The 17272-nt window shown below is 65.5% G+C and carries 15 protein-coding genes and 1 pseudogene; 7 read left to right on the plus strand and 9 right to left on the minus strand.

Translation table 11 applies throughout. The annotated features are described in order from the left end of the window. Positions 1-98 precede the first annotated feature (98 nt). The 4 genes from C2L66_RS41165 (at position 99) to C2L66_RS04430 (ending at position 3395) form a co-directional block, all read left to right on the plus strand. Complete coding sequence (locus tag C2L66_RS41165) at positions 99-239, plus strand: hypothetical protein (protein WP_007588226.1); 141 nt, start codon at positions 99-101, stop codon at positions 237-239. Between the two features lie 148 nt (positions 240-387). Beyond that, positions 388-1644: an MFS transporter gene (locus C2L66_RS04420; RefSeq protein ID WP_060601754.1), complete on the plus strand. Its 1257-nt coding sequence runs from the start codon at positions 388-390 to the stop codon at positions 1642-1644. 32 nt (positions 1645-1676) lie between these two features. Further along, a complete protein-coding gene (locus C2L66_RS04425; protein WP_060602767.1) occupies positions 1677-2756 on the plus strand; it encodes a GlxA family transcriptional regulator in 1080 nt (359 codons plus the stop codon). Between the two features lie 132 nt (positions 2757-2888). Continuing rightward, positions 2889-3395, plus strand: coding sequence for an acyl-CoA thioesterase (locus C2L66_RS04430; RefSeq protein ID WP_035990128.1), 507 nt, complete (start codon positions 2889-2891; stop codon positions 3393-3395). A 58-nt stretch (positions 3396-3453) separates the two neighbouring features. Here the strand turns inward: C2L66_RS04430 and fumC are convergent, their stop codons facing one another. The 5 genes and pseudogenes from fumC to C2L66_RS04455 all read right to left on the minus strand — a co-directional run bounded on the left by fumC (position 3454) and on the right by C2L66_RS04455 (position 10689). Beyond that, positions 3454-4854: a class II fumarate hydratase gene (gene fumC / locus C2L66_RS04435; RefSeq protein WP_054934121.1), complete on the minus strand. Its 1401-nt coding sequence runs from the start codon at positions 4852-4854 to the stop codon at positions 3454-3456. A gap of 95 nt (positions 4855-4949) precedes the next feature. After that, complete coding sequence (locus tag C2L66_RS04440; protein ID WP_060601751.1) at positions 4950-6638, minus strand: phospholipase D family protein; 1689 nt, start codon at positions 6636-6638, stop codon at positions 4950-4952. Positions 6639-6902: 264 nt separating this feature from the next. Beyond that, a pseudogene (panS, locus tag C2L66_RS04445) lies at positions 6903-7861 on the minus strand (ketopantoate/pantoate/pantothenate transporter PanS). A gap of 1010 nt (positions 7862-8871) precedes the next feature. Further along, on the minus strand, positions 8872-10254 hold the full coding sequence (locus C2L66_RS04450) for an MATE family efflux transporter (RefSeq protein WP_054934180.1): 1383 nt from the start codon (positions 10252-10254) through the stop codon (positions 8872-8874). Positions 10255-10470: 216 nt separating this feature from the next. Further along, a complete protein-coding gene (locus C2L66_RS04455; RefSeq protein ID WP_054934124.1) occupies positions 10471-10689 on the minus strand; it encodes an RNA-binding S4 domain-containing protein in 219 nt (72 codons plus the stop codon). A 318-nt stretch (positions 10690-11007) separates the two neighbouring features. Here C2L66_RS04455 and C2L66_RS04460 point away from each other — a divergent pair, with 318 nt between their 5' ends. The 3 genes from C2L66_RS04460 (at position 11008) to C2L66_RS04470 (ending at position 14169) form a co-directional block, all read left to right on the plus strand. Then, on the plus strand, positions 11008-11454 hold the full coding sequence (locus C2L66_RS04460; protein WP_060601749.1) for a hypothetical protein: 447 nt from the start codon (positions 11008-11010) through the stop codon (positions 11452-11454). A gap of 80 nt (positions 11455-11534) precedes the next feature. Beyond that, on the plus strand, positions 11535-11801 hold the full coding sequence (locus tag C2L66_RS04465; protein WP_060601746.1) for a hypothetical protein: 267 nt from the start codon (positions 11535-11537) through the stop codon (positions 11799-11801). Between the two features lie 121 nt (positions 11802-11922). After that, on the plus strand, positions 11923-14169 hold the full coding sequence (locus C2L66_RS04470) for an ATP-dependent helicase (RefSeq protein WP_060602764.1): 2247 nt from the start codon (positions 11923-11925) through the stop codon (positions 14167-14169). Between the two features lie 54 nt (positions 14170-14223). On the opposite strand, the gene C2L66_RS04475 is transcribed toward C2L66_RS04470, so the two are convergent. The 4 genes from C2L66_RS04475 to C2L66_RS04490 form a co-directional block, all read right to left on the minus strand. After that, a complete protein-coding gene (locus tag C2L66_RS04475) occupies positions 14224-14988 on the minus strand; it encodes a DUF4088 family protein (RefSeq protein WP_035990141.1) in 765 nt (254 codons plus the stop codon). A gap of 227 nt (positions 14989-15215) precedes the next feature. After that, on the minus strand, positions 15216-15539 hold the full coding sequence (locus C2L66_RS04480) for an AzlD domain-containing protein (RefSeq protein WP_060601742.1): 324 nt from the start codon (positions 15537-15539) through the stop codon (positions 15216-15218). Then, on the minus strand, positions 15536-16291 hold the full coding sequence (locus C2L66_RS04485) for an AzlC family ABC transporter permease (protein WP_409372587.1): 756 nt from the start codon (positions 16289-16291) through the stop codon (positions 15536-15538). The genes C2L66_RS04480 and C2L66_RS04485 overlap by 4 nt, the downstream gene beginning before the upstream one ends. A 117-nt stretch (positions 16292-16408) precedes the next feature. Continuing rightward, a complete protein-coding gene (locus tag C2L66_RS04490; protein ID WP_060601737.1) occupies positions 16409-17236 on the minus strand; it encodes an AraC family transcriptional regulator in 828 nt (275 codons plus the stop codon). Between the last annotated feature and the right edge of the window lie 36 nt (positions 17237-17272).

A 17272-nucleotide genomic window follows, 5' to 3' on the forward strand; every position in this document is an offset into this window, starting at 1 on the left:
GCATTCTCGCGTGCGTCGCCCGGCAAGACAATCTGCGGCGGTCAAAGGCGCCAGGCTAGAATCGAAAGGCTTTCTTCCGTGTAGCGAATAACGCAGTCATGAAAATCCTGTTTGCCGTGGTCATCGCCGTCGTCCTGTGCAGCGCTTGCGCGCAGGGCGGCTCGGGCTCGTCGTCGGCGGGGTCGGGCAGCATCACGATGTACGGCACGATCGACGAAGGCGTCACATTCCGCAAGTGAGCCGCGCGCGGCATCTGGCCGCTACCCCGCGAACCGCGAGCCGCCAACCGAACGTGCGTGGCTGGCAGAAATTGATGCATCATTGGCCTTTCTGCCAGAGCAATCGATGTGACGATGCCGGCATCGTCACCCAGCCTCGAGGCCACCGATGCCGCCACCCATTCCCACCGCTTCCGCCGTCCGCGCTGATGTACCCGGTCATGCCGACCCGCACGGCCGGCGCGCTGCGCGCGTGCTCGCCGTCTGCCAGGCGCTCTACACGTCGTCGGTTTCGATCGATCTGACGCTCACGGGTCTCGTCGGCTACACGCTCGCCGCCGACAAGTCCCTGGCCACGCTGCCGTTTTCGCTGATCACCGTTGCCGCCGCGCTGACGACGGTTTTCGCGTCGTTCCTGATGGCGCGTATCGGCCGTCGCGCGGGCTTTCTGCTCGGTGCGGGCATCGGTGCGGCGGGCGGCGCGATCTCCGTGTATGCGATTTTTCAGCAGAGCTTCTGGGCGTTTTGTGCGGGGACGGCGACCGTCGGCGTGTTTCAGGCGTTTGCGCAGTACTACCGGCTCGCCGCCGCCGACGCCGTTCCCGCCGACGCCAAGAGCCGCGCGATCTCGACGGTGCTCACGGGCGGCGTCGTTGCAGCCGTGCTCGGACCGGCGCTGGCGGCGTGGAGCAAGGACTGGCTCGCGCCCGTCGCGTTCGCGGGCTCGTATGCGCTGGTGACGGGACTCGGCGTGCTGTCGATGGCGCTGCTGGCGAGCCTCTACCGCGACGCCGCGCCGCACATGGATGCCGCCGCGCACCGCGAACCTGCGCGGCCCTGGCGTGCGATCGTCCGGCAGCCGATCTTCGTGGCCGCGCTCGCGAACAACGCGCTCGGTTACGCCGTGATGATGTTCGTGATGACGGCCACGCCGATCGCCGCCGTCGCGTGCGGGCACTCGATCGGCGATGGCGCGCAGATCATTCAATGGCATCTGGTCGGCATGTTCGCGCCGTCGTTTTTCTCGGCGCGGCTGATCGCGCGCTTCGGCGTGCTGCGCGTGATCGGCGCGGGCATCGTGCTGTCGGCGCTGTGCGGCGTGCTCGCGCTGCGCTCGACCGACCTGCCGCATTTCTATGCGGCGCTCGCGTGCCTGGGCGTCGGCTGGAACCTGATGTTCGTCGGCGGCACGACGCTGCTCGCGCAATCGTATCGGCCGTCCGAGCGCGCGAAGACGCAGGCGACGAGCGAATTCACCACCTTCGCGTTCTCCGCGCTCGGCTCGCTATGCGCGGGACAGATGCTCGCGCATCTCGGTTGGGCCGCCATCAACGTGGCGATTTTTCCGTTCCTCGCGCTCGCCGCGCTGGCGACGATCACCTTTGCATGGTCGCGCAGACAGGTGGTTGCGGCGTCCGGTATGTGAAAGGTCGAACCCTGCCGCTCAAGGATCTATTGATGCCTCACGTTATCGACGAACCCCTCGACACGCCCGCGCCGCAGGTTCGCCACATCGTTTTCGCCGTCGCGCCCGAACTCGTGCTGCTCGACGCTTGCGGCCCGCTCGAAGCGTTTCATCGCGCGGAGCTGACCGTGCGTGACGCGCGCCGCGTGGCGCCGGCGTCTGGCGAACGGCTTGAGCCGGTCGCATATCGAACCACGGTCGCGTCGATCGACGGCGGCGTGCTCGACACGTTTCCCGGCTTGCCCGTCGTCACGCAGCGCCTCGATGCGCTCGACGACGAGCCGATCGACACGCTGATCGTCCCTGGCATTCCCGTCGACGATCCGCGCACGCTGCAGCCCGCGTTGATCGACTGGATTGCGCGGCGCGCGCCGCACGTGCGGCGCGTCTGTTCGGTGTGCACGGGCGCGTTTTATCTGGCGGCGGCGGGCGTGCTCGACGGACGCCGCGCGACGACCCACTGGCGCGACGCGCACCGCCTTGCGGAGCGTTTCCCGCGCGTGCATGTCGATGCCGAGCCGATTTTCATCCGCGAGCCGCTGCATGGCGTCGAGGCAGACGATTCGCGCGCCGTGTGGACGTCGGCGGGCGTGACAGCGGGCATCGATCTCGCGCTGGCGCTGATCCAGGAGGATTACGGGCATCCCGTCGCGATGCAGGTCGCGCGGCGCCTCGTCGTGTTCGTCAAGCGGCCGGGCGGCCAGTCGCAATTCAGCGCGGCGCTCGCGGCGCAGGCGTCGGCGGGCGGCGCGTTCGACAGCCTGCACGGCTGGATGGCGTCGAACCTGAACGGCGACCTGTCCGTCGAGCGGCTTGCCGAAGAAGCGAGCATGAGCCCGCGCACGTTCGCGCGCCGCTATGTCGACGAGGTGGGCCGCACGCCCGCGAAAACGGTATCGGCGATGCGGCTGGAGGCGGCGTCGCGGGCGCTGGCCGAATCGCGCCGCCCGTTGAAGCGGATTGCGCTAGATTGCGGCTTTGGCAGCGAGCAGAACTTGCGGCGCGCGTTCATGCGCAGTTTCGGCGTGTTGCCGCTCGATTACCGCGAGCGCTTCGCGTCCGCGCTGCGATGAACCAAACGCCGCCCGGGCGGCGCTTCCCGGCATCTCGCATGCGTCGAATGACGCCCACCGCCCGATAGGACAGCGGCCGCCTTATTGCGCTCGTATAATCGGCTCCTTTCGATTTGTGTGACGGGAGTCAAGATGAGCACGCCAACCGCTGCGCCGCTGGATCGTTCAGAAACCACGTTCCGCTTCCTCGCCGAACCGACCTCGGTCAATTTCGGCGGCAAGGTGCACGGCGGCGCGCTGATGAAATGGATCGACGAAACGGCATACGCGTGCGCGGCCGTCTGGTCGAGCCGCTATTGCGTGACGGTCAGCGTCGGCAATATCCGCTTTCGTCGGCCGATTCACGTCGGCAATCTGGTCGAGCTGCGCGCGCGCGTCGTGGCGACGGGGCGCACCAGCATGCACATTCATGTGTCCGTCTATGCCGGCGACCCGAAAGGCGGCGAACTGCTGCAAACCACCGACTGTCTCGTCGTGATGGTGGCCGTCAACGAGAACGGCAGCCCGGTGCCCGTGCCCTCGTTCGAGCCGCAAACCGACGAGCACAAGGCGCTAGCGAAGTACGCGATGGACGTGAAGGCCGCGCTCGATGCGATCGTCGACCTGAAGCCCGAGGAAGTGGCACAGGGCAAGGTGTAAGCGAGCCTGCGCGCCGAGGCTCTCTGCATGTTCGCGAAGAGAGCCTCGCGGAAGGGTTTTACGGCTTCGCGTTGCCGACCATGTCGTGCGGGCGCACCCATTCGTCGAACTGCTGTTCCGTCACATAGCCGAGCGCCAGCGCCGCGGCCTTCAGCGTGGTGCCTTCCTTGTGGGCCTTCTTGGCGATCTTCGCGGCCTTGTCGTAGCCGATGTGCGGGTTGAGCGCCGTCACGAGCATCAAGGATTCATTGAGCAGTTGATCGATGCGCTCGCGGTTCGGCTCGATGCCGACTGCGCAGTTGTCGTTGAAGCTCTGCATGCCGTCGGCAAGCAGGCGCACCGACTGCAGCACGTTGTGGGCGATCATCGGCCGGAACACGTTCAATTCGAAGTTGCCGCTCGCGCCACCAATGTTCACGGCCACGTCGTTGCCGAACACCTGACAGCACAGCATCGTCACCGCTTCGGACTGCGTCGGGTTCACCTTGCCCGGCATGATCGAGCTGCCCGGCTCGTTTTCGGGAATCGACAGTTCGCCGAGGCCGCAGCGTGGACCGCTCGCGAGCCAGCGCACGTCGTTGGCGATCTTCATCATGCTCGCCGCGAGCGTCTTCAGCGCGCCGTGCGCGAACACCAGCGCGTCGGCGGCTGCCATCACCTCGAATTTGTTCGGCGCTGAGACGAAGGGCAGGCCCGTCAGACGTCCGATCGCCGCCGCCACTTCGTCGGCGAATTTCGGGTGCGCGTTGAGGCCCGTGCCGACGGCCGTGCCGCCTTGCGCGAGTTCGTACAGATGCGGCAGCGCCGATTCGACGTGCTTCGCGCCGTGATCGAGTTGCGCGACATAGCCGGAAAATTCCTGGCCGAGCGTGAGCGGCGTCGCATCCTGCAAGTGCGTGCGGCCGATCTTCACGATATCGGCGAATGCCTTCGATTTTTTATCGAGCGTCTCGCGCAGCGCCTTCAGCGACGGCTGCAGATGCTTGACGATGCCGACGGCAGCCGCCACGTGCATGGCCGTCGGAAACACGTCGTTCGACGATTGTCCGCGATTCACGTCGTCGTTCGGATGCACGAGGCGCGCTTCGCCACGCTCGCCGCCCATCAGCTCGCTTGCACGGTTGGCGATCACCTCGTTGAGGTTCATGTTGGTCTGCGTGCCGGAGCCCGTCTGCCAGACCGCGAGCGGAAATTCGTCGGGGTGCTTGCCTTCGATGATCTCGTCGGCGGCGGCCATGATCGCCTTCGCCTTGGTCGCGTCGAGCACGCCGAGGCTCAGGTTCACTTCGGCGGCGGCGCGCTTGATGATCGCGAGCGCGGTGACGAGTTCGGGCGACTGCTTTTCCGTCGAAATCTTGAAGTTCTGCAGCGAACGCTGCGTTTGCGCCCCCCACAATTTCGCGCTCGGCACGGCGATTTCGCCGAACGTATCGCGTTCCATGCGCACATTTTCGGTCATGTTCTACTCCGCTTGACTAGGTGATCGGAAGGCTTCCGGGAAAGTGGCGCACGCTGCAGCTGGTTTGCAAAGCGTCTGCACGTGAGACTGCGCCGTTATAACTGCTCGTCGACTGGCAGCAACAAGAATAGACCCGTCAGCGCGTTGCGGTAAAAGCCCGCGCCGGGATCGAGGTTGTAGTGGCGAATCTGGCCGTTTTCCTCGTCGGTCCAGACGAGCTTCGCCTGTGGCGTCGCCGAGTAGCGCAGCGTGGCCAGCTCGGACGGCGTGGCGAGCGTCACGCGATAGCTGACGCCGGGCGCCGTCGCCTGGTCGAAGAGCTGGGCGACCTTGTCGGCGAGGGGCGGGCTGTGGATCACGAGCGCCAGCTCCGTATTCAGATGCGCCGAGCGCGGATCGAGATTCATCGAGCCGATGACCAGCGTCTTGCGGTCGATCACATAGGTTTTCGCATGCAGACTCGCTTTCGATTGCGAGCCGAACAGGCCAGCCCTCGGCGCCTCGTCGCCTGGCGTCGGCTTGAACTCGTACAACTGCACGCCGCGCTGGAGCAGCGGCACGCGGTACGGGCTGTAGCCCGCCTGCACAGCGACGGCATCGGTCGCGGCGAGCGAATTGGTCAGCACCTTGACGGTCACGCCGCGCTGCACGAGCTGGCCGAGCGCGTCGACGCCCGCCTGGTGCGGAACGAAATACGGCGACGTGATGAGAAATTCCCGCTGCGCGTCGTGCATCAGTTCGACGAGCCGCTGCATCGGCGGGCTCTTGTATTGATCGGCGGGCAGCTTCATTTTTTCGGGCGAATCGACCTTGAACTCGGCGCTCGCCCACACGAGCCCCAGTTCCTCTTTCGCGATCTGCGCGGCGAGCGGCGTCGCGTTCAGCGGCTTCGCGTTATAAGGATCGGCGTTCTTGCGCCAGTGCGCGCGCAGTTCGTTGCGCATGTCGTCGAGCTCGTGAGGATCGAACTTCTGCTTGTTCAGTGCGCGTAGCGGGTACGCGTTGCTGTCGCCCCAATACGCGTCGAAGCTTGCGGAAACGTCGGCCGTGATCGGGCCGGCCGCGAGCACGTCGATATCGCGGAACTGCAGCGTGGGGCTCGCGCTGAAGTATTCGTCGCCGAGATTGCGGCCGCCGACGATCGCGATCTGGTTATCCGCGATCATCGCCTTGTTGTGCATGCGCCGCGTGAATGCGCCGACCTTCGTGAAGAGGTTCTGGCTGCGCTGATAGAAGCTCGTTTCCGAGCTGCCGAACGGGTTGAACACGCGGATCTCGATCTTGTCGTGCGAATTCAGCGCGGCCATCACGCGATCGATGTCCTTGAAGTTCAGATCGTCGACCAGCATGCGCACGCGTACGCCGTGATCGGCCGCGTAGAGGGCGGCCGCGAGCAGCAGCTTGCCCGTCGTGTCTTCCTCGGCGATGTAGTACTGCATGTCGAGCGTCTTCGTCGCTGCGCGCGCGAGCGCGATGCGCATCTGCAGCGCTTCCGTGCCGTCCGACAGCACGCGAAATCCCGACTGGCCCGGATGTGCGCGCTCGGGCGCGGCGAGCGCGGCGGCGAGCGGCGTGGCCTCGGTGGCGGGCAGGGCGTGCGTGACGGGGCGGTCGAACGCGGTGGCGGGCGGGCGCTCCGCGCATGCTGCCAGCAGCATCGCCGACACGATGAGCGCGAACGCGCGCATCAAGATCGAGCCTGGCGCGTGACGCGAGATGCGGGTACTGCGTTGATCCTGTTGATGCTGCGATGCGGTGGCGCCGTTCGTGTTATTAGCCGACACGCTTGTTCCTCCACTTTGAGCGGCATGGATGGCCGTCTTGGCGTCGTCTATCGACCGGACCATTCTACGGGGAATCGTTAATGCGGGTCGGATAGCGACACAATCCGGCCCTGCAACGCGCGTGCCTGGTATGGGATGAGCCGGGACGGCATCTGGCGCGGGGGAGAGGCGTGTGGGTGACGTGTCTGCGCGACACGCGGCGCAGCGTGAAAAAAACGCGCCCGCGTGTCAGGAGGAAACGGGAAGGGAAGCGGTAGACGGACTTTAGACGCGCTCGCGGGCCAGCGCGTTTGCGTCCTGATCGGCGGTCGAGCCTTTGGCGGGGCGACCTGCCCAGAAGCCTGCGAGCATCGAGCCCGACAGGTTGTGCCACACGGAGAACAGTGCGCCCGGCAACGCGGCGATCGGCGTGAAGTAGAGCTTGCCGAGGGTCGCGGCGAGGCCGGAGTTCTGCATGCCGACTTCGATCGCGAGCGTGCGGCACACGGCCTCGTCGAAGCCGAGCAGGCGTCCGCCCCAGTAGCCGCCGAGCAGGCCGATGCCGTTGTGCAGCACCACGCCCAGCGCGACGACGAGTCCGACGGACGCAATGCTCTTCTGCGTGCCGCCGACCACGGCTGCGATGATCAGCAGGATCGACACCACGAGACCAGCGGCAGCACGGGCTCGATCTTGCGCACGAGTTTGCCGGCGAGATGATTGACGACGAGACCGACGATGATCGGCAGCGCGACGATTTGCAGGATGCTCATCAGCATGCCGTGCACGTCGACGGCGATCGACGCGTCGACGTACAGGCGGGTGAGGAGCGGCGTTGCGAACACGCCGACGAGCGTCGACAGGGCGCTGATCGTGACGGACAGCGCGACGTCGCCGCGCGCGAGATAGATCATCACGTTCGATGCTGTGCCGCTTGCGACGCTGCCTACCAGGACCATGCCTGCTGTCAGATCGGGCGGCATGTGCAGTGCTTTTGCGATTGCCCATGCGGCGAGCGGCATCACGAGGTAATGGAGCACGATGCCCGCGACGACGGGCGCGGGCCGGGTGAAGACGCGGCGGAAATCGTTGATGGAGAGGGTGACGCCCATCGACAGCATGATGATCGTGAGGAGCGTGGTGACGTGGGGGGCGATGCCCGTTACGGAGGAGGGCGAGAAGTACGCGGCTACGGAGGCCAGCACGGCCCACAGCGGGAAAAGACGGGTGATGCGGGCAAGCATTGAAGTGGTCCTTGGGGTTGTTTTTTTCGCCTGGATGCGGCGGGCATTTTACCTGTCGGGGTTGGGGTTGTTTTTGGTTTGGTTTTTTTGCTGTTTCTGCTTTTTGCTTTTGCTTTTTGCGCCGGTATTCGGGTATTGAGGCTTTGTGCGTGGACGGTTTGGTTTGCGTTGTTTTGCTTTTCGCTGGCATCCGCGAATTGTTATCTAGCTTCAAGCGTCGCCCCTGTGCGGGGCGGCACCTACTTTTCTTTGCCGCCGCAAAGAAAAGTAGGCAAAAGAAAGCGGCTCACACCGCCAATTCTTGACGTTTGCCCACGGGCCCCCAACGTCCCCACACTTCGCACCGCAACGCCCTGGTTCGTGTGCGTTGCCAACGCGCTGAACGAGCGCCTCACCCACTTCAAACACCCATACATGAGCCAGCGGCAGCGAATGGTATGTGCCGCCCAGGTGGCAAACTGTGTGTCGGCTTTCGCGCCATACGCGCACCACTCCGGACCGATAGCGCATGAGTCCCACCCGGTAAGAGCGCCAAGCCATACGACGCGACAACCTACACACAGTTTGCCACCTGGGCGGCCGTGGACTGTCCGGCGCGGTGCGCTGAAACGCAGGTGCGTGAAGTGGGTGAGGCGCTCATTCAGAGCGTTAGCAACGGACGTGGATCATGTGGTCGCCGTGTGAAGCGTAAGAACCTGTGGGGGCCCTCAGGCAAGAATTAGCACTGGCGGTGTGAGCCGCTTTCTTTTGCCTACTTTTCTTTGCGGCGGCAAAGAAAAGTAGGTGCCGCCCCGCACAGGGGCGACGTCTGAAGCGCGCTAACGCATCGCGGATGCCAGCGCAAAGGCAAACGCACACCGCCGGCGACGCCTGAAGCACGCTAACAATTCGCGGATGCCAGCGAAAGCAAAAGCAAAACGCGGATGCCAGCGCAAAGACGAGCAAAAAACCAAACCGCACGCGCCGCAGAGGCGCCCCCCAAACCCTCGCCCGAAGGCAAAGCAAAAAACTCACCCCCCCACAATCCGCAAACTCTTGCGATGAAACCGCAACGTCATCAACACCGCGACACTCGCAAGCCCAGCCGCGAGTCCCCACCATAACCCCCGGGCTCCGAGCCCAAAATGAAACGCGAGCGTATAGCCCGTCGGAAACCCAATCCCCCAATACCCGAACGCAGCCGCAATCATCGGAACCCGCGTGTCCTTCAGCCCGCGCAAGCACCCAGACCCCACCGTCTGCATTCCGTCGACAATCTGAAAAATCGCGGCCACGCCCAACAGCGAACTGGCCAGCGCCACAGTCGGCGCATTAGCCGGATCGTCCAGATGCAAATACAGTCCGACAATGAACCGCGGCGCCGCGATCAAGAACAGCCCCGACAGGCACATAAACCCGACCCCCAGCCCCAGCGCGACAAACCCCGCATGCCGCGCGGCGAGCGGCTGCCCCGCACCAGACCAGAACCCGACGCGCACGTTCGCCGCCTGACCAATCGCGAGCGGCACCATAAACGCCACCGAGGCCACATTCAGCGCGATCTGATGCGCCGCCAGCTGCGACTCGCCCAGCAGTCCAACCATCAGCCCCGTAGCAAGAAACAACATCGATTCGACACCGTATGTGATCGCCACCGGCCAGCCGATCCCGAACAACTCGCCCATCAACGGCACGTTCGGCCGCGTGGCCGTGACGAAATGCCGGAAGCGCGGCCGCAGATGCAGCAGGCCCATCAGCGTGAGCGCCGTGAGCCATACCGTGATCGTCGTCGCCACCCCCGACCCCAGGAAGCCGATTCGCGGCAAGCCGTACGCGCCATGGATCAACCCATAGTTCAGGAAGCCATTGACGAACACGCCGCCGATCGACACCCACAACAGCCGTCGCGCGGCGCCGATCGCCGGCAGGAACGAGCGCATCAGGCCGATCCCGATCAGGCTGGCAGGCGCGCCCCAGCGCAATACCGCGCAGTATTCGCCGACGTTGTGGGCAAGCAGCGCTGGCTCGCCGAACGCCGTCATGATGGGCCCCGCGAACGACAGCAGCACGAACGCCGGCACGGCCAGCAACCACGACAGCAAAAAACCCGTCCAGTAGATATGCGGCACGCGGTCCTCGGCCTGCGCCCCGCGTGCATGCGACACGCTCACACTGACCGACGTCAACACGCCTTGCAGCAGCGTCACCACGACAAAGAACAGGTTCGCGCCGAGGCCGCCCGCCGCGAGCGCGTCAGGGCCGAGCGAGCCGAGCAGCACGGTGTCGGTGACGCTCATCGCCATCTGCGACAGCTGGGCAATGGCAAGCGGAGCGGCAAGACGCGCCGTGTCGGCGGCGTGACGAGAAAGAGTGGGCGGCCCGCTGAGCGCGCGGGACATTCCGGTTGGATTCATGTTCGAAGCGCTGTTGCGCGAAAGGGCGACACGCTCGGCAAGTGCGCCGCGCGCCATTTGTTTTTCTGTCCAGACGGACAGCTTATTGCGGGAACGCGGCGCTGTCGATCAACAGGCACATTTTTGGTGCGGGTTTGCGGCGGCGGGAAGGCTTGACTGATGCAAACCGCATATCGCGGCGGCCTTGTTGCGACGTCCGGGCAGGTCTGGCGAACGTCAGCCCTCGTGCACGGCGATCCGCGTGTCGCCTAACAGCACGACCTGTCCCGCGCGGATTTTGCACGTTTTGCGCGTTTCGACCCGGCCGTCGACCGTCACGGCACCCGACGCAACGATCACTTTCGCCGATCCGCCGCTGTCCGCGAGGCCCGTAATCTTCAGCAGATTGTGGAGTTCGACGTAGTCGCCGGTCAGGGTGAAATCGAGGTTGGGCATGGCAGTTGCGATCGACTGAGGGTCGGCAGGGTCGTTGAAAAGCGATTCGCATCATAAGCCATCGCGCGCCGCCCGACGCTCGCGCGCGAATGAATGGCGACACGCCGGAGCATTTGCAAGCAGATGTTATGCAGTTGTCAGGAAATGAAACGTTGAGTAACAGACGTCTTTCGTGGCGAACTTCACTCGCAAAGCCTCGGTCTGTGGAATAGCCTGCTGGATTTTTCCGGCAGGCTGAAAAGCGGGCACGGCATCGGCCGATTCGCGCCGACCGCACCGCCCGCGTGCCGATATCGACAAACTTCAGAGAGGATTGCCATGAACCAGCTCCGTACGCTCCTGATCGGTACCGCCCTGACTGCGATGGCGTCGACTGCCGCATTCGCCCAGACGGCTGCCCAGCCTTCCGCGGACGTGTCCGCCCAGGCTCAGGTCCAGCAGGCGCCCGCCGCCGCACCCGCCGCGCAAGGCGTCCAGATGCCGGCACCCGCGCCGCAGAATCTGACGGCGCCCGGCTCGACCGACCCGCTCGTCCAGAAACGCAACGCAGACGCTCAGGCAAACGCCGAGTACAGCGCACAGAAAAAGCTGTCGAAGCAGCAATTGAAGGCGCAGCAAAAGGCCGCGAAGGACGCCTACAAGGACCAGGTCGGCAACGCGAAGCTCAACAAGAAGGCCGACAAGGCGGCTGCGTCGAACGAACTGAAGGCCGAGATGCAAGGCCAGCCGACAGGCGCGGCGGCATCGGGCGAAGCGCATAACTGATCAGTGGCGTCCGGCGCCTGTGATGCGACAGGCGCCGCGATCGCCTGCAAGCTTTTGAAGTCAGAAAGAGGGAGGACAGAATGAAAACTACCGGGAAAACGATGAGTGCGCTGTGCGCGGCGCTGATCGCGGGCAGCATGACGACCCTCGCGGTCGCCCAGACGACCCACGATCCCGCCACCGAGCCCATGACGCACGCCGACAACAAGGCCGCCAAGGAACAGGCGAAGGCCAACAAGAAGGCGGACGTCGCGCAGGCGAAGGCCGACAAAAAGAAGGCCGACGCGCAGGCCGACGCCGATAAGGCGAACGCCGACGCAAAGGTGAAAGACGCAAAATCGCAGTAAGCGGTTCTTTCCGATATATGTTCGGCGGCGGGTCCACGCCGCCTCGCGAAGCCCGGCGATCGCCGGGCTTTTTCGTTGCTGTGGGCGCATGAAAAATGGGGCGCTTGTCGTCGCGGGTTGTATGGATATACAGTATGCGTCGCCCTCACTATCCGACCCGCCAATCGTGCTTTCCGTCGCCGATTCCCCGTCCTCATCGTCCGCTGCCCCGACGGATGCGCCCACAGCGGCGCCCGCCGCCGCCACCGCCGACTGGCTCGCGAAGCTCAACGACGCCCAGCGCGAAGCGGCCGAATACGGCACCGACGACATCGCGCATCCGTCCGGCGCGCTGCTGGTCATCGCGGGCGCGGGCTCCGGCAAGACAAGCACGCTCGCGCACCGCGTCGCGAATCTGGTCGTCAAGGGCGCCGATCCGCGCCGCATCCTGCTGCTGACGTTCTCGCGCCGCGCCGCGCTGGAAATGACCCGGCGCGTTACGCGCATCGCGGGCGCGGCGCTCGGCACGCGCGCGGCGCTTGCGCAGGGGCTGACATGGTCGGGCACGTTTCACAGCGTCGGCGCCCGCCTGTTGCGCGAGTACGCGGATCTGATCGGCCTCGCGCCGACCTTCACGATCAACGACCGCGAGGATTCCGCCGACCTGATGAATCTCGTGCGGCACGAACTCGGCCTGTCCGCAAAGGAAAAGCGCTTTCCGTCGAAATCGGCGTGTTTCGCGATCTACTCGCGCGTCGTGAACACGGGCGCGCCGCTGGCCGACGTGCTCGGCAGCGCGTTCCCGTGGTGCCGCGAATGGGAAGCCGATCTGCGCATGCTGTTCGCGGCCTATGTCGAGGCGAAGCAGAAGCAAAGCGTGCTCGACTATGACGATCTGCTGCTCTACTGGTCGCACATGGCCGCCGAGCCCGCCATTGCCGCCGATCTTTCCAGCCGTTTCGATCACGTGCTCGTCGACGAGTACCAGGACACCAACCGCCTGCAGGCGTCGATCCTGCTCGCGCTCAAGCCCGACGGGCGCGGGCTGACGGTGGTCGGCGACGACGCCCAGTCGATCTACTCGTTTCGCGGCGCAACCGTGCGCAACATTCTCGACTTCCCCGCGCATTTCGAGCCACCCGCGAAACAGGTCACGCTGGAGCGCAACTACCGCTCGACGCAACCGATCCTCGAAGCATCGAACGCGGTGATCGGCCTTGCCTCCGAGCGCTATACGAAGAACCTGTGGACCGACAAGGCATCAGCGCAACGCCCGCATCTCGTCACGGTCGCCGACGACGCGGACCAGGCGCGCTACATCGTCGAGCAGGTGCTCGCCGCGCGCGAAGCAGGCATGAAGCTGAAGGCGCAGGCGGTGCTGTTTCGCGCCGCGCATCACAGCGCCGCGCTCGAAATCGAGCTGACGCGGCGCAACATTCCGTTCGTGAAGTTCGGCGGCCTGAAGTTTCTCGACTCGGTCCATGTGAAGGACGTGCTGGCCGTGCTGCGCTGGGCGGAGAATCCGCGCGACCGCGTCGCGGGTTTTCGCGTCGTGCAGTTGCTGCCGGGCGTCGGTCCGGCGACAGCCGCACGCGTGCTCGATGACATTGCCGCCCGCGCCGACGCGTTGCGCTCGGGCGGCGCGCCCGATGCCGCGAATGCCGTTGCGGGCTGCACGGCGAACGCGCTCGCCGCCTTTGCGCCGCCGGCGCGCGCGCTCGAAGACTGGCATCCGTTCGTGGCGATGATGGCGTCGGCGTGCGGACGGCAGACGCCCTGGCCCGCCGAGTTCGACATGGTGCGGCGCTGGTACGAGCCGCATCTCGAGCGCAACCACGAGGACGCGTCCATTCGCCAGGCCGATCTCGTGCAGATGGAGAGCATCGCGGGCACGTACGCTTCTCGCGAACGCTTCCTGACGGAACTGACGCTCGATCCGCCCGACGCCACCAGCGACGAGTCCGGCGTCCCGTTGATCGACGAAGACTATCTGATCCTGTCCACGATCCATTCGGCGAAAGGGCAGGAGTGGCGTAACGTGTTCGTGCTCAACGGCGTCGACGGCTGCATTCCTTCCGATCTCGGCACGGGCAGTGAGGAGGAAATCGACGAGGAGCGGCGCCTGCTGTACGTGGCGATGACGCGCGCGAAAGAGGACCTGCATATCGTGATGCCGCAGCGCTTCTACGTGCACAACCAGACGCATCTGGCCGACCGGCACGTGTGGGCGTCGCGCACACGCTTCATTCCGGCGCACCTGTTGCCGCTGTTCGATTCGCATGCGTGGCCGCCCGCGCCCGTCGTGTCGGCACCGACGCGAGCGGGGCTGGCCGCTGCCGCGCAAGCCAAAATAGAAATCGCGGCGAAGCTCAGAAAAATGTGGGACTGAGCTTGCCGCGATGCGACGGCGCCGGGTTCGACGCCGTGTGTCGTGAGATAACGCCTAGCGCGACTGCCGCTGTTGCTGCTGCGGGCGCGGTGGCGGCATGAAGAAGTTGCGCAGCCAGGCGGCGAGCCGCGTGAACACGTCGTACGGTTCTTCGACGAAAATCTCCGGCTTCAGGAGCCGCAGATATTCCATGATCTGTTGCGCTTCCTGCTTCTGGAATGAACCGTGGGAAATGCCCAGGCGCAACAGGCCGCGCAGTTCGCCGAGCTTTTCGCGCGCGGCGCTGCCCACGCTGGTTTCGCACGCGACCTTCGCCTCGTACACCCGCTGGCGCAGCGATTCGGCCAGACGCCACGCGGGCGTCTGCATCACTTCTTCGAGCGTCTGGATGTCCTGCGCCGCCGATTTGATCTGCGCGGCAAGCGGGTCCACCAGCGAAGGCGCGCCTTCTGCTTCCTTGACGATCGCCGCCGCCCATTCGCGGCTCTGCTTCGCGAGTTCCTCGGGCGTCCATTCCGTGCGCGCGGCGAAGCCGAAGCCAAACTCGTTCGCCTGCTTCATCAGGATCGCGACGACGTCCGGAAACTCCTTGTCCAGCGTGCGCTTCGCCCATGCGTACTGGCCGCCCTGCAGCATCCGCTGCACGGCGTGCTCCGTCAGCGGCACCATGTTGTCGAGGAGCTTTGCGCGCAGAAAATCCTCGAACGACGGCGTTGCGAACTGCGGGTCCAGTTTCACTGAGACCCGCACGAACGCCTCGAAATCCTTTCGTAAGGATGCGAGCGTTTCGTCCTTGATGTTAAGGGTAATCTGACCCATGTTTTTCCCGTTTCGTCGACCGCGCGATACCGTCGAGGCGTTTGCCTCGTGCCGTGCGCCCCCGTGCGCTGGCGGCACCGATATCGGGCGCGGTTTTGTCCGGCTTGCCGGCATGCCGTCGATAGACGCTGCCGGGTTCACGGACCACGAGTGTTTATCGGCGGATCGAAAGGGAACTTGAGGGCGGCGCCGTCCGGTCGAACGGCGCGCAAGGCGTGTGCGCGGCCTTACTTGAGCAGGACGCCTTGCCAGAGAAAGAACACGGCGAGGCCGACCGCGATGGTGAGCAACGGCCTGCGCGTGAGGGCGCTGACGGCAACGGCGGCTAGCGCGCCGACCAACTGCGGGTTGCGCCACGTGAGCTCGGCGTCCGTGCCGTGCGGCGAGACCGTCATCGGCACGATGATTGCCGTCAGCACGGTGACGGGCACGAAGCCGAGCGCGGTCCGCACGAGCGGCGGAAACACGATGCGGTCGCCGAGCACGAACACGGCGGCGCGGATCAGCCACGTGATGACGGCCATGCCGAGAATCAGAAGCACGTAGTTCATCGCGATGCCTCCGCCGCGCGGGTGCGCTGGAACGCCGGCAAGGACAGCAGCACGCCGACCGTCACGCCGACGAACACGGCGCCCAGCAGGCCGAGCTTGTACGGCCAGTCTTGCCAGAAGAACGCCAGCGCGCCGGCCGTGGCCGCCGCGGCGAGATAGCGCACGGCGACGAGCTGCGGCACGACGATCGCGATGAACGTCGCGGCCATCGCGAAGTCGAGCCCGAGCGATTGCAGGCCGGGGAAGGCCGCGCCGAACAACAGGCCGATCAGCGTCCAGACCTGCCAGTTGAGATACATCGACAGGCCCGAGCCGAGGAAGTAGTACGGCCCGACCGAACCCGGCGGATGCAGCCGGTAGTGCGCCCACGCGACGGCGAACACTTCGTCGGTGAGCAGGCCGCCGAGCGCCCAGCGCCAGCGCGACGGCAGATGCGACACGTACGGCGCGAGCGTCGCGCTGTAGAGCACGTGTCGCACATTGACGACGAATGTCGTCGCCCAGATGACGGCATAGCTCGCGTGCCCTGCTATCAGGCCGAGGGCGATGAATTGGGCCGATCCGGCGAACACGACCAGCGACATCAGCTGGCCGTGCCACAGGTGCAGCGGACCGGAAGCGACGAGCGTGCCGTAGATCACACCGAACGGCGAAGCGCCGATGATCATCGGCAGTGTGTCGCGTGCGCCGGCCGTGAGTTCCTTGAGACGGTGAGCGGGTTTTGCAGGGTGAGTCAATCTTTTCTCCTCGATGGGGCCGAGGATAGCCGGGCCAAGGGAGCGGCGGCTTGTACGTTCTTGCGCCTGGTGCGGCTTCAATGCCTCGATGCGTCGGGCTTCATACGGCGCGATCTTCCGCGCGCGGCCCGTTCAGGCCGATTGCCAGCGCCCCGGCGGCACGCCGAACATGCGCCGGAAGTGCCGCGTGAAGTGACTTTGATCGGTGAAGCCGCCCGCCGCCGCCACATCGGCCACCGATGCGCCCGCGCGCAATGGCGCGAGCGAGCGCTGCAGACGCACCTGGTTGCGCCACGCGTGCGGTGGCAGTCCCGTCGCGCGGGTGAAGAGCCGCGCCGCGTGAAACTGCGACAGGCCGACGGCATCGGCGAGATCGGCGAGCTTGAGCGGCGTGGCCAGATCGCCGGCCAGTTGCTCTTTCATCGTGATGACACGCGCGTCGTCGGTGGCGAGTTGCGGCGTGTCGGGACGCGTGCGGCCGTAGCGCACGAGCAGCGTCGACAGCGCGTCGAGCATCGCCGTCTCCGCGACGAGCGGATCGCCGTTCGCCTCCAGCAACTGATGGGCGCGCGACAGGCGCACGGCAAGGTCGGCATCGCGGATCACGTCGGCATCGAACCACGGCAGCGGCTGCGCGCGGCCCGCGATGTCCTCGGCGAGCGTGTGAATGAAATTGACGGGGGCGTACATCACGCGGTAGCGCCAGCCTTCGTCCATGGCGCGCGAACCGGTATGTACTTCGCCGGGATTGATGATGGGCACGCTGCCCGCCTCGGCGACATGGCGCGAGCCCTGATATCGATACGTTTCCGCGCCAGCCTCGATCACGGGAATCGTGTACGCGTCGTGCCAGTGCGGCGTGAACTCGTGATCGTGATATTCGGCCGTGAGCAGATCCGCGCCAGGCAGAAGCGGCGTGCGCCAGTAACGGGCGTTATCGCGGAAGCGGGTCGAAGTCATGAGCGAAGTCCGGGTGGACCTTTCAGTTTAGCGCGC

Source organism: Paraburkholderia caribensis, from assembly GCF_002902945.1.
Lineage (GTDB): Bacteria > Pseudomonadota > Gammaproteobacteria > Burkholderiales > Burkholderiaceae > Paraburkholderia > Paraburkholderia caribensis.